7 protein-coding genes are annotated in these 13,627 nt (G+C 54.6%); 1 reads left to right on the plus strand and 6 read right to left on the minus strand.

The genetic code is table 11. The features are described 5' to 3' along the window. Together DMG62_20365 and DMG62_20370 are read right to left on the minus strand one after the other, a co-directional pair. Positions 1-3,632, minus strand: a 3,632-nt coding sequence (locus DMG62_20365; GenBank protein PYY21068.1) for a hypothetical protein, incomplete at its 3' end; no start/stop codon positions are given. A gap of 272 nt (positions 3,633-3,904) precedes the next feature. After that, entirely contained in the window at positions 3,905-7,639 is a 3,735-nt protein-coding gene (locus DMG62_20370) for a hypothetical protein (protein PYY21069.1), read from the minus strand. Between the two features lie 173 nt (positions 7,640-7,812). On the opposite strand from DMG62_20370, the gene DMG62_20375 reads away from it, so the two are divergent. Next, positions 7,813-8,646: a hypothetical protein gene (locus DMG62_20375; protein ID PYY21070.1), complete on the plus strand. Its 834-nt coding sequence runs from the start codon at positions 7,813-7,815 to the stop codon at positions 8,644-8,646. Positions 8,647-8,649: 3 nt separating this feature from the next. Here DMG62_20375 and DMG62_20380 read toward each other — a convergent pair whose 3' ends face one another. From DMG62_20380 to DMG62_20395, 4 genes are all read right to left on the minus strand, one after another. After that, positions 8,650-10,833, minus strand: coding sequence for a (4Fe-4S)-binding protein (locus DMG62_20380; protein ID PYY21087.1), 2,184 nt, complete (start codon positions 10,831-10,833; stop codon positions 8,650-8,652). 81 nt (positions 10,834-10,914) lie between these two features. Next, on the minus strand, positions 10,915-11,460 hold the full coding sequence (locus tag DMG62_20385) for a hypothetical protein (protein PYY21088.1): 546 nt from the start codon (positions 11,458-11,460) through the stop codon (positions 10,915-10,917). A gap of 8 nt (positions 11,461-11,468) precedes the next feature. Then, the gene (locus DMG62_20390; protein PYY21089.1) at positions 11,469-12,698 is read right to left on the minus strand and encodes an alginate lyase; all 1,230 of its coding nucleotides are present in this window, start codon (positions 12,696-12,698) and stop codon (positions 11,469-11,471) included. Between the two features lies 1 nt (position 12,699). After that, on the minus strand, positions 12,700-13,563 hold the full coding sequence (locus DMG62_20395) for a 5-oxopent-3-ene-1,2,5-tricarboxylate decarboxylase (GenBank protein PYY21071.1): 864 nt from the start codon (positions 13,561-13,563) through the stop codon (positions 12,700-12,702). Between the last annotated feature and the right edge of the window lie 64 nt (positions 13,564-13,627).

Consider the following 13,627-nt stretch of genomic DNA (forward strand, 5'->3'; position numbering starts at 1 on the left):
ATCTGTCCCGGAGTTGTGCCTTGAGCCAGACTAGTGATTTGTCCTGCATTCGAATTGATAGTCGTGCCGGAAGTGTTGACCGTAACCTGCGACGGGGCTTCCCAGTTCTGAACATTGAACACGTTGAAGAATTGGAATTGAAGCTGCAGCCTCATCTGCTCTCCAATTGGGAAGTTTTTCATCATGGCGAAGTCCATGTTCCAGACCGCCGGTCCACGGAAAGCATTGCGACTTACGTTCCCAAACGACCCCGACGGCGCAGTAAAGGCACAGGGATTGAAGTAATTTGCTCGCCCACCGACGGCCTCCGGAGCGCTGCCCTTCTTGCCCGCTCCAGGTTGTCCAGCAGGGATCGTCTGTGAAGTGGTGAAGTGACACTGTGGATCAGGATTAGCAGCAACCGGGCCAGCCGCAAACGGATTGGAGATGATGTTCGGTCGTCCGTAGGTGCCGATGCCTGGTGCGCTGCCTTTCAGGGTCGCAATATCCCCGGAGACTTGCAGATTGTATGGTGTTCCCGAGCGTGCTTGCAGGATAGAGTCAGACTCCCAATTTCCGAGAATCCAGGACAAAGGTCCATCATTCAGGAAGCGCTTGCCGCGCCCAAATGGCAGCTCGTAGACGTTCGCCCAAGAGAAGAAGTGAGTGATGTCATAACCAGATACTCCGCGCGCACTGCGCAGATCGTAAAACGTCTGCACGGTAGATCCGCCGCCGGAAAGTGAGTTTTCAACTCCGAAGTACCCACTGCCTTCATCGATGGATTTGCTCCAGGTGTAAGACACGAGTGAGCTCAGGCCGTTTGCAAAGCGGTGGTCCAGCTTTGTCTCCAACCCGTTATAGCTCGAGCGAGCAATACTCATAGTGTAGTTGTTGATGTTGGCCCAAGGCACGGGTCGAAGTGCATCGACAACCGCATTTGATGTGAGCGCCGGCGACGCTTGTCGAGCTGCATTCGCCAGCCCCGACCATGGTAACCGTCCGTTTTGGCTGCCCACGTAGGCCAGCGAAAACATCGTGTTCGCCGTCAGCTCCTGCTGGACCTCCAGATGATATTGCAGAGAGTACGGATCCTTGTATCGGGGATCATCGCTGAAACCCCCGATTCCCCACGGGCGAGTGGTTGGCAGTGTAACTGGGAAGTGTCCTTGGATACCATTCAAGAACTGGAAGGGAGTAGTTGCACTGGTCACAAACGAAGCATCGTCCCAATACAATCCTGCCCCCGCTCGAAGTACCGTTTTGGGACGCATTTGCCATGCGAGGCCAAAACGTGGTCCGAAGTTATCTTTGATTGGAGGTGGCGCAAAGAACTGTTTGCCCGCCAGCACTACATTAGCAAAGTGAGGATCGGTGCGGAAATCCTTCGAAGCAGTGTAGGCACCGGTAGTCAGATCGATACCGTCCGGAATGCATGGCGCTTGCTTTGCCACGCTGCAAAGCGGCGGCATCGCAGTGGCTCCTATGATCCAGTGTTGATTTGTCAGATCAAAGGAATTCCAGAGCCGGCCGTCGGTGGTCTGAGGTTGAGTGAGATAGTCGTACCTCAGGCCGAAGGTTAGGGTCAGATTCGGCCTTGCCTTCCACTCGTCCTGAAGGTATGCCGCCCATGAGGCGTAGCTAAAGGCTACTTCACCGCCGGCCCGATTGGGCAGCTGTCCCGAAGCTGTATTTGGCAACGCCAGGAGCGCTGAAGCCAAAGATAGTCCGGTATTCCCAGAGGTGGTTGAGTTCTGTGGATTGTTGGTTTGCGCGTTGCTGAAGGTGAAGGTTTGGAACGTGTTGTCCTGTACTCGCTTAGCGTTGATATACCAGAACCCAGTTTTGATATTGTGATTGCCTTTTAACCACTGAAGGCTCGGAGTGAAACTACGGGTAGGGTTCTCGCGCAACGCAGGACCGCGGACCCCGTAATTAGTATTTCCGGTTGGGCTGTTCCCGCCAGGGTTATTCCACGGCCCGGCGAGAGTAACCAGCATGCCGTTGTATTTGTCGACATCTGCGAAGCCAGCCTGCGTGAGTGGCGCAGTTCCCTTTTCATGCGCGTTTTGCTGACTGGAATCCACTCCCGGACGGCCTGCATATCCCGCGCGGAAGTCGAAAATTAGGTTTGGACCAAAGGTGTGGACGTAATCACCGCCATAGTTACGCCCCGGGGATCCTCCGGCAGTCGAACCGAAATCGCCGAGGGGAGTCAACGTGTAATTGTTCTGTTGGGTATAGCGAAAGAAAACGTTGTCGCGCTGACTGAAGCGGTGGTCGACTCGAATATTGTATTCGTCCGAGTTGTTGATCGAGGCTCGATTTTGAATGAAGTTCTTGCTTGGATCGATCGGATTAGCGTAGTTCGGTCCAGGCGAATATGCCTTAAAGAACGCCTGCATCGCCGGATTGATCAGCGAGGTCGGAATCTTGTTGCACGCCGTAACGCCTGCTGGCGGCGCGGAGCCTTTTGGAAGTTGCAGCCGCGTAGTGGGATCGGCCGGCAAGGGCTGTCCGCTGCTGTCGCAGTAAAAGGGATCCCGCAGTGTGGCGCCGCCGCTTGCACGCGACGAGAATGGGTTGAAGATCTGATTGCTGACGCGCGAAATCGTGGTTTGCGAAAAGTCCCCATTTAGTTCTGCTGCTGTAGGAACATAAGAGGTTACCTGGCTCGGCTGGCTATAGCGCCACCCGTCATATCCACCGGAAAAGAATGTTCGGTCGCGCCAGATGGGTCCGGAGAAAGTCGCGCCGAACTGGTTCTGATGATAGGTCGCGGGCGCCTTTGGATTGCCGAAAGCATCAACATCCGTAAATCCGTTACGCGCGTCAAATGCGTTGTTGCGGACGTACTCAAATGCCGATCCGTGAAATCTGTTCGTTCCCGCGCGTGACACCATGTTCACGACGCCCCCTGCGGCGCCCCCCATATCGGCGTGGGCGTCCTGGCCTACCACTTTGAATTCCTGAACGAGATCGATGTTAGGAATCACGATGTATGTCGGCCCGCGAATGTTGGTGTTTATGATTCCATCGAAGAAGTAGAGCTTCGACCGGTTTTGCTGTCCGTGGAACGACGGATCGGCGAATCCCGATCCGGGAATTCCAACGTTGCCTTCGACTCCTCCGATGCTCTTGTTCTGAGAAGTCGAAACGGGGGTAACGCCGGGAGTGAGCGTCAACAGTTGAGTAAAGTTCCTGCCGTTCAACGGAAGAGACTGGACAGTCTTCTCCTCAATAACCGTTCCCAATTCGGTAGTGGTGCTGTCGATCACAGGCGCTGCCGCCGTTACTTCGACAGTGGTAGAAGCGCTGCCAACATCCAGCTTCATGTTCTGTGTCACGGCCTGGTTGACGGCAACCTGGAAGGCCGATTCAACTGCCTTAAACCCGGTCTTCTCCACTTTCAGCTTGTAGGCTCCGGGCTGCACGTTCACGAATACGAAATACCCGTTGTTGTTCGTGGTGGCGGTACTCTGGATGTTTGTGCCCTGGTTCGTAAGAGTGACGGCTGCACCGGGCACGACGGCCCCTGTGGAGTCGGTGACGGTTCCGTTGGTTTCACCGCCTCGGGTTTGCGCAAATGCCGGAAGGGAAAAAGCGATACATAAAATAATCGACGTCAGGGTCGATTTCTTTGTGAACAGCATCGATGCCTCCACTGTTGTCTTGGGAGCAGGCCGGCGTTAGCCGTCAACCGGAGAAGCAAGTCGAACGTGGTCTGCAACGGACGAGAACCTATATCAAAAGACTTGCGACGAATTCAAGATGAAAAATTTATGTTTTATATTTTGAAATAATACCCACCTGTCCCCGCTTTAATGGGCGGTCGAGCCAGCCTTCGTCAACAGGGGGATTCTGCGAAAGAACCATCACCGCCACGGAACTGGCGGCGATGGTTGAGAAGCTTTGTGTGGTCGTGTCAGAAGGTAATTTTCCCGACGAGCTGCAGAATGCGCGCGCCACGATCGCCCGTCAAAGCTCCAAAATTTCCTGTGGTCGTCAATTGTCCGTTTGCAGAGTTAAAGGTTGCGGTGTTCTGCACGGCGTTGAAGCTTACGTGATTGAAAATGTTATAAGCCTCGCAGCGCAGTTGGAATTTAATGCGTTCTGTAATGGGAATGCTCTTCGCTAAGGTCATATCCCAGTTGTCGGTGCCGGGCCCTCTGTAAATCACATTGCGTGTAATGCCTGCCATGCTTGGCGAGGGTATGACGCCGACAGGTGGCAGTGCGAAGCTGCTCGAGTTAAGGAACTGAAACGAGGAATGGTGGGCGCCGTCTGGAGTCAAGGGATTGCCGTTGAGAATCAACCGGGAGCCATCGCCGCCTCCGGTAATGTTCAGGTTGCCGGTGCTAAGCGTGACCTTGCTGTTGCCCTGACCATACGAGTACGACTGCGGGGTGCCGCTGACGAATTCGGCGATTCCCGACCATTCCCAGTTATCGGCTACTGCCTTGAGCACTTTGTTGTCCCAGAGGCTGCTGGCCTTAGGCAGGCTATATACCCAGTGGAGCACAAGATTATTGGTACGGTCATAACTGGCGAGACCGTAGTTCCACCAACGCGGATCCTGATATATAGCGATAGCTCCGAATGTGCCGGTACCGCCAGTATTGTCGGCATAGTCCATCGCCTTCGACCAGGTGTAGGACACCCCAAACTCCAGGTTCTTGGAGAAGCGACGATTCACGGCCGCCTGTAGAGCGTTGTAGTTCGAAGTGCTTGTGTACTCCCGCAAGGTGATATCGCCATATCCCGGAATCGGCCGGAAGAAGTTATCGTTTTTGGCGCCCTGCTGCGTAACTGTTCCATTTAGGAACGTGTTCTTGGTGGCGGTCGGGTCGATATTCTGGGGCTGGAATTGGGAGAGGTAGGGAACTTCATTGATGTTGGGCGTTTGTTCCAAGTGCCGTCCGAAAGTGCCAACATAGGAAATGTCGAGCACAGTGGAAAAGCCCATGTCGCGCTGTATTCCAAAGTTGGTGCTGAAGGTCGACGCGATTTTGTGATCGAGCGGCATGATCTTCGTATCCTGCGGGCCGAGAAGACTCGATACGCTGACGCATCCCGTCGGAAGCGTGTTGCAGTTAGACGTAAAGGTCGCGACATTTCCCTGACTCACGCTCGTGCTGCCGATCACAGGAGCAGTGGTTGCGAAATCTCCAACCACTCCCGCATCTTCACGAAGGTTATAGAAGATGCCCGCGCCCGCGCGGATCGCGGTCTTTCCATCTCCCCAAGGATCGAACGAAAAGCCTAAACGAGGGGCGAGCAGTACTCCATTGCTGTTGCGAAGGCTGCTCGGGTATGTGGGATCGGTGTTTATGACGCTGCCAGTGAAATTAAACGGTCCAACGAACTGTCCAACTGCGCCTGAGGGCTTCACGTCATTGGGATTGCTTGGATTCTGAGCGCAACGCGACGGCTTGGTCTTCAAACCAGCCGAACAAAGGGCCTGCTGTGAAGCTGACAGACTTGCGAAAGTAACCGGCTGATACAAGGCTGGAACCTGCGTGCGGTCATACCGGCTCGGCGCGAATGTCACACCTGCACCCGGGTCGAGCGTGTATGGGAAGTCGTAGCTGAATCGCAGCCCGTAATCGAGCGTCAACCTGCGTGTGATCTTCCAGTTGTCCTGCGCATACCACTCGAGTATCCGCCACTTTGGCGCATAGACGGTTCGACTTCCTTCGGTGTATGTGCTGTAGTTCCCGAGGATGGCATTGGCGTAGGCATAGCCGGCGTCGGTTGCATTGCTCGAATTCACGTCAAAAGCGAACTTGCCGTTGAATTGATTGCCGATGGGATGTTGTACGTACCTGCCGTTTTGCCAATACACACCGAACTTGGTGGTGTGCTGCCTCCAGACCTTTGTCAGGCCGTCGGTGTATTCCCATGTTCCGGTGTTGTTGTTGAAGGGGAAGCGAGTATAGAAATTGATCTGCGGAGCACATGCTGCCGCCGCCGTGTTGCAGTTGGTGCCTTGGCCTATTCCGAATCCGCTGCCTGCGTTCACTCCACCGCCGTTGAAGCTGATGTTCGGCACCAAGTTGAGTGGATTAGTAGCTGGATTGAATTGGCCGATGCTCACACCACTGCCGCTACCCCTTTGCAGTTTGGGAAGCACGGACTGATCTACAAAACCCGAGCGTTCTCTCCAATCGGAGTATCCCGCCGTGAATTCATTCACCAGGGTGGGGCTTGCAGTCCACGTTGCGCCGATGACGCCATTTCTTGCGGGCGTGTCATAGAAGAATGCAGGACCCCACTGCATGGAGGCGTCCAAGCCGGGTGAATCGGTAGGGCCCTTCGTGTTGTTGGTCATGTTCATGCCGCGGAAGAACGTATGCAGCTTGTCCGTGATGTTGTAGTCGACCCGCAACACTTGCTGGTTTACCGGCTTGTCGATCGTTGACTGGACGGCATAGTTGTAGAGTCCGCCGCCTGGAGCTACGAGCGGAGTACTGAGCGTAGGCATCGGAAATAGGTTAAGCAGAGCTTGCGTATTCGGATTCACAAATGCCGGATTGACATGCGTGCTATCGAGTAGACAAGCTTGATTCCCGGCAGCCCCACAATTCTTTGGATCAGCGAGGGTGACCTTGTCTCCCTGCTTGTCGACGCTCTGCGAAAAATCGCCCTTTCGCTCCAGCGCAGTTGGCATCATGAAATATCGAGCTGTGCCTGGTGTGTGCGTGGGCCAGATCTCCTGGGAGAAGAAGAAAAACAATTTGTTCTTGTCGCTGTTGAATCTTCCTGGCCAGTAAACGGGTCCGCCGACGTTGTATCCAACCGTGTTAAAGCGATATCGCGGCCTCGCGAGTCCTGTCTTGTTATTAAACGTATCGTTGGCGTTGAGCGCCTCGTTGCGTCCGTAGTAGTAGCCCTCGCCGTGAAAATTTCGAGTTCCCGATTTGGTCGTAATGTTGACGATCGCTCCGCCACTCTGTCCATATTCAGCCTGGTAGTTGTTGAGCAGAACTTTGATTTCGGAGACCGCCTCCATGTTGAGTGGCGTATCAAACCTGTTGCCGCCCCCTCTCGGATTCCCGTTAACGCCGTCGAGACTGATGGAATTACTCACCTCGCGCGTACCGGAAACCGCTCCTGCTCCCGAGGTGCCGAGCTGCGAACCTCCTTCTCCGTCTTTGACCACTCCGGGCAAGAGCCGGACCAAAGCCAGGGCATCGCGACCGGGAGTACTCAGATGGGAAATTTCGTTGCTGTCGAGCAGGGCCGAGCGCTCTGAGCTCTCGGTTTGCACCGGCGTCGGCGCTGCTTCGACATTCACTACCTCCGTGGCCGAACCGATCTGGAGCTGCAGATTTCCGGCTGATAGGCGCTGAGACGCGCTCAGATGCAAGTCTTTCTTAGCCAGCTCTTTGAACCCGGTTGCTTTGATCGAAACGGAGTACGTTCCTGGTTGAATCGAGGGAAAAGAAAATAAACCGGTAGAGTCAGCCTGAGATACTCGTTGTTCGCCGGTTTCCTGGTTTGTGAGCGTTACGTTTCCGCCAGGAATCACGGCGCCGCTCGCATCCACTACTCTTCCTGAAATCTCACCGCTGGATGTTTGAGCCACGCACATCTGGGCGGTGGCAAAACAGATTGCGAGCACGGTGACTGCTAGATGAAGGCAACGCTTCATTGGCATCCTCCTATGACTTTCCTGCTAGACAGGTTTAGTTCTTGGGTCCGGCGGAAACGCGGACTCCGGCGGGAAAAAGCTATAACAAGGATTTATTTCTGAATTCAAGCTAAAAAATGTATATTTCAGATCATGAAATCTGTGGCATGCTGTTCCGGCAGTAAATTGAGGAGTCTCGAATGATCAGGGCACGCGAATCGAAGTCAGCGCCAGTGGGAGTTGTAACGAAGGTTCTGCACATTCTGGAGACGTTGCATGATGCTCCTTCTGGGTTGCAACTCAAGGATGTTGCGCAACAAACCGGAATTAATAAGAGCACCGCATACCGTTTTCTAGCGCATTTAGAGCATGAGGGATATGTGTTTCGCGACAGCTCGGGAGCTTACGCCATCGGAGTTCGCTTGGCGCGATTGGCCTCGGGAGTGTCATACCAGACGACGCTTCGCAAGATCAGCCGTCCGGTGCTGCAGCAATTGTGGCGTGCGACGGGCGAGACAGTAAATCTTGCCGTGTTGGACGGCCGCGAGGTCCTGTATCTGGACGTGATGGAGAGTAGCCACACGTTCCGGCTCGTGTCGCAAGTTGGCATTCGGCGTCCGGTGTACTGTACCGCGTTAGGCAAGGCGATGCTGGCGTTTGTGCCGGACGAAGAGCAGCAATACTTCTTTACTGGCCTGGCATTCGAGCGCTTCACGCCGCACACGGTGAAGAACGTTGCGCAACTCCGCAAAGACTTCGCGCAAATCCGGCAGCGGGGGTACTCGATCGACAATGAGGAGGCATACCTGGGATCGCGCTGCATTGGGGCTGCAGTCTTTGAGGCGTCAGGAAAGATAGCGGCTGCCGTAAGCGTGTCGGGTCCCACTACGCGCGTTACTCGCGAGAAGCTGCCTGTGTTTGCCGCGGCAGCTAAGAACGCGGCGAGCGCAATCTCCAGAAGCCTCGGATATTCGCTGACAGAGAAGACGAACCGAGCGGATGGGTTGGCAACAGCCGTGGGCCAGTATCACTAGTTCTCAAGATCGGGACGAGGGTGACTGAATCCACGTTTCCGCAAGCAATTGCATGGGGTGAAAGACCTTCCGTTGAAGTCCGGCGTGCAGTTGTTCCTGGCAGGATGTGCCGGTTGCAACTAATGTTCTTTGTCCGTCTTTCACTTCTGCCTCGCGCACTTGATTGAATAGATCCTCTCCTACGGCCATGCTGAGATCGTAGAAATCTTTCTTGTATCCAAAGCTGCCGGCCATGCCGCAGCATTCGACCCGCGAAGTTGCAACGTCGAATCCCACGGCTCGGAGCAATGCCTCGGTTGGAGCAGCGGCGCTGATTGTCTTTTGTTGACAATGGCTGTGATAAAAGAGCCGCGTACCAAGCGGATGTTGCGAAGCAGTGAAGAAATCTGAGGCATTCAGCCCGCGCTCCTGCAAAATTCGCCAGAGATATTCAACGGCTTCAAAGCTGTGGGACCGTATGTGGTCAAACACGTCGCGTGGAAGAAAGTGCTGGTAGTCAAGTCGCAACATAGCCAATGTGCTCGGCTCAATGACGATAATCTCTCGCCCATCGCGAATATATTTCAGCAGCAGCTCGCTGGTGCGTTGCGCCTGCTGTTGCGCAGTTCGAATTAACCCTTGTGATAACGAAGCTCGACCATCGGCGGATATCTCTGTGACCACGAGATCGATGCCGATGCGCTTGAGGATTTCGATTGTAGCTAGTCCCCTTTCGGGAGAACCATAATTTGTAAAAATGTCGGGGAAGAGCGCGACGCGACCACGAGCAGGGGAAGATTTCGAAGATACAGAGTTTCTTGCCGCTCGCACCAGAGTTTTTCGTGCGAATGGAGGCAGCTCACGCCTGCGGTCCACTCCCACGAACCTCTCCATCAGCGCCCGGGTGACGAGCAACTGGTTTACCCAGTTCGAAACAGGCGCGAGGCGTGCTCCCCACTTCCCGAATAGGTCATATCGCCCGAAAAAGATTTTTTGCAGCGGCGCTTTAACGTCGAGTTGCGCGGCAGCTGCTTTCTCGAGGATACCGCCTGATCTCTGAACATCACGCTCGTTGATTCGCTCGCGCAGGTTTGAATTCAGCCAGGGAATATCGATCCGCACTGGACACTGCATTACGCAGCGCGAGCATCCCGTACAGAGTTCACTGAAGCGCGCGTTCAGCAGTCCACGCGTTCCCGCTTCCCAGGAACCACCAATTCCCCCGGAGTAAGTCTCGCCGCCGAAGGCATGTCCACCGACAGTCTGAAAGTTGGCGCACGAGTTCAGACAGGCGCCACAACGAATGCAGTAGAGCGCCTCGTGCAAGATAGGATCCTCGCGCATCCGCAGCCGTCCATTGTCCACCAGCACTAAATGGAACTCGCGCTGCGCAGCGTGATCGGATAATAGCGGTGCGTCCTTCATAGGGGGCGTTAGCACGCTGGTGTACGAAGCAAGCCCTTGTCCGGTTGCACTGGGTCCAATTAGCTCTATGAAAGGAGCGAGATCCTCGCGCCTGGGCAAGACCTTTTCCACGCCGGCGATCGCGATATACAACGGCGGAATCTGTGAAGTGAGGCGAATATTGCCTTCACTCTCGACCAGCGCAATCGTGCCAGTGTCTGCAGCGACAAAATTGGCGCCTGAGATTCCTGCATCGGCATCCAGGAATTTCTGCCGCAGCTTCTCGCGCGCAAATCGGGTCAGCTCCTCACCTGTGTCGAGTGAAAGATCGGTTTGAAACTTCCTTTTGAAGAGGGCAGTAATCCGTTCACGGCTGTAATGAATTGCTGGGCCAATGAGGTGCGAAGGCTGCTCGTCCGCAATCTGGAGGATGAATTCTGCAAGGTCCGTCTCGGCGACTTCCATGCCCGCGGCCTCGAGATGATGATTCAGGTGAACTTCTTCCGAGGTCATGCTCTTGCCTTTGACGACCAGTCGAACCTGACGATCTGTGCAAACCTTCGTGATATAGCGGGCCGCGTCCTCACCGGTCCTCGCCAAAAAGAAATGTCCACCATTGCGCTTCACGCTGGCTTCGAGCGTGGCCAACAGTTCAGGGAGGCGGACGATCGCAGCTTCTTTTATCGCGCGTGTTTTGTCTTTGAGCCGGTCGTAGTCAGGAATATCCGCCATCGCGAGATAACGGCCGCTGTTGAATGCCTGAGTGTTACGACGAACGGCCGGGCTCTCAATTTCCAGCGTCATGCGAATGGCTGCGAGCAAGGCAGATTTCTCGCTCTTGTTCGCAACTGTTCGAGGCGAAGCGACTGCAGGGTTCGACACGCTCTACTCCAGGATGATGATGTGCAGCCGGTGAGGCCCGTGCACACCGCGTACCAGCGGACCCATGTCGGCTGTGGCGCTTGGGCCTGTGACGAAGACAAAGTTGCGCTGCAAACCTTTCCCATCTAGGAAATTTGGATTGAAGAGGTCGCCAGGTCTCTCTGTAATCTTCTCGGCAGACATTACAGCGATATGCATGCGCGCAAGAAGACTTATTGCGCCAGAGTAATCATGAGCAACGGCAACACAAACGGATCCGGTACGCGCAACGCCTGCGAACGCCTCTGTAATGCCAACATCGCAAGCGGCCAGTGCCTCTTTGGATCGGTCCGTAACGATAACGGGCAATTTCCGCAGATCGGCGAAAAGGTCGGAAGGTAAGTCCAACGTCTCGGCTATCGCGACTCGGCCTATCGCTATTCTGCTAACCGCTGCTGCAAGGCTCCCCGCAGCAAAAGGCACGCGCTCCACCGAAGCTGCCGCCGAGATAGCTGCCAGCTCGAACTGCGTCACGAGATCTTGTCTCAGCCGTGAAGAAATAGAACTCATATCGAAATCTATGTGTCCTTTACCCACAACAGCGGCTGGCGAATCGGATTATTGCGGATAATCTCCTCAACCTCCGGCTCAGAGGGAAGAGTTTGCCACACCTTGATGTATCCAGGATTCGATAGCCCAAGGCCTGCAAACAACAAACTAGGCTGACGGATCGGCCAATATTGAAAGTACTCGACGTCAGGTTTATGTGGCCAGGCCGCTTTGTTTTGAATGTACGGAAACACGTATGCCATAGCCTTGCCAAATCCTCTGCCATCCGGGAGAGCGAACGTAAACAGATTGTCTTGGGCTGTGCTGAGTGTTTGGCAGATGGTTGCCAGTCCAGCCATATTAAACAGAGTGTAGTTGTAGGGCTTGGTGCGCCGGAGCTCTTCAGGAAAGCTTCCATCTGGAGCGATCTGGTTGGGAACGAATACCGTTTTGAAACGATCGTTGCAGTAACTCAACAGCTTCTCGTCACCCGTAAGTGTTGCAAACTCCGCAACCTGAGTTACCCACCAGGTGCCGTGGTTGTTTTTGGCGTCGCGCTCATCCTGTCCATTCTTCGAAGTAGTTAACCAGTCGACGTATTGGGCAAACCACTTCCTGACACCTTCGTAATCAGCGGGCGAAAGCGACTTCGACTCAGCAAGAAAAGGAATTGAGCGAACGACCTCGACCAGATGGATAGTGTCGATGATCCCAGTGCCGCGTCCAGTTGTGCGGCCATGAATCGCTTGCGCATACTGTAGATTTGGATTCATCAGCGTCGCTGGATTCAGGAACCATGCGCGCAGATGTTGCACCGCAGCTTCGGAATAACTGCGGTCTCGTGTGAGGATCCAGGCCGCAGTTAGTGCCGGCACCTGTCGACCTAGACGAATCAGCGCGTGTCTGTGTCCGGTGAAATTCTCAGGATTTGACATGCCGTCCCGTTGTATATAGGGACCATTTGGATATTTCTGGTCCGGCCACCAATAATCCGCTTCAGAGAAATAGTCGTGTTTCCCCCCAGCGCTACGCGGATTGGACGAATCGGTGATCGTAATCGGGCGCTCATGCAAGTAACGCTTCGCCATCGCCAGGACATGCGGACGCTCAAAAATCTTAAGATCGAGTTCCAAAGTGGGAGCTCGGGGGTTATCTGCGTCTAGGAATTGATTTGCCGCAACGCCGGCGATACCGGCGAGCGATGTTTGGCAAAAGGTTCGGCGGGAAATTGTAATCACCGCAGAAGACCTCCCTTGGATTTCAACTTCGCTCTTGTTCCGCAATCACGGGGTTGCGCAAGCTTCCCACGTTCTCGATTTCAATCAATACTTCCTCGCCAGGTTTCAGCCAGCGTGGTGGAGTTCGACCGAGTCCGACTCCTGCTGGAGTTCCTGTACTAATAATGTCCCCCGGTTCAAGAGTCATCATTTGCGACAGGTACTCAATCAACTCAGGAACGCCAAAGATCAGTTCTCGCGTATTGGAGTGCTGGAGAGTTTCGCCCCCGATACTGAGACGAATCTCCAAAGCGTGCGGATCCATGACTTCGTCCACCGTCACGATGTGCGGACCCATGGGCGCGAAGGTGTCGAAGCTCTTACCCAAGGTCCATTGCGACGTTGCAAGTTGCACGTCGCGGGCGCTCACATCGTTGACGATCGTGTATCCGAACACGCAATCTTCCCACTTTGCACGCTGCACCTGTTTCGCTTTTTTTCCAATCACGACAGCAAACTCGGCCTCATAGTCCGGCTTTTGCGTCGCCGAAGAAAGTACGATGGGCTCATCGGGGCCAATGACGGATGATGCATATTTGGCAAATACAGTCGGGACCGCGGGAACCTCCATCTTCGATTCTTTCGCATGATCGCGATAGTTCAGCCCAATGCAAAGTATCTTCGGCGGTCTTGGTACCGGTGCCGTGAGTTTTACGGAGTGGAGCGGGATCAGGTCGCGCGAGGAAGCCTGCTTCAGCCATCCTTCAACTCGCTCATGCTCTTTTGGTCCTGCTGCAATGAACGAGACTGCATCTGGGAATCCAACACTCTTAAGTGGGAACACACGATCCTCGCGAAGAAGTCCGGCATCAGCGTGTCCGTCATTCTGGAAACTCACAAGTCGCATAACAGCATTGCCTCGATCTGAATCACGGGCCGATTGCTATCGAATGGAAGTAGTAGAGCAAAAG

This window comes from Acidobacteriota bacterium, from assembly GCA_003225175.1.
In the GTDB taxonomy this organism is placed as follows: domain Bacteria; phylum Acidobacteriota; class Terriglobia; order Terriglobales; family Acidobacteriaceae; genus Gp1-AA112.

Bases quoted from the DNA above. Each gene is read 5' to 3' on its own strand.
- DMG62_20395 (PYY21071.1), bottom strand. From the start codon at position 13,563: ATGCGACTTGTGAGTTTCCAGAATGACGGACACGCTGATGCCGGACTT.
- DMG62_20375 (PYY21070.1), top strand. From the start codon at position 7,813: ATGATCAGGGCACGCGAATCGAAGTCAGCGCCAGTGGGAGTTGTAACG.
- DMG62_20380 (PYY21087.1), bottom strand. From the start codon at position 10,833: ATGACGCTGGAAATTGAGAGCCCGGCCGTTCGTCGTAACACTCAGGCA.
- DMG62_20385 (PYY21088.1), bottom strand. From the start codon at position 11,460: ATGAGTTCTATTTCTTCACGGCTGAGACAAGATCTCGTGACGCAGTTC.
- DMG62_20370 (PYY21069.1), bottom strand. From the start codon at position 7,639: ATGCCAATGAAGCGTTGCCTTCATCTAGCAGTCACCGTGCTCGCAATC.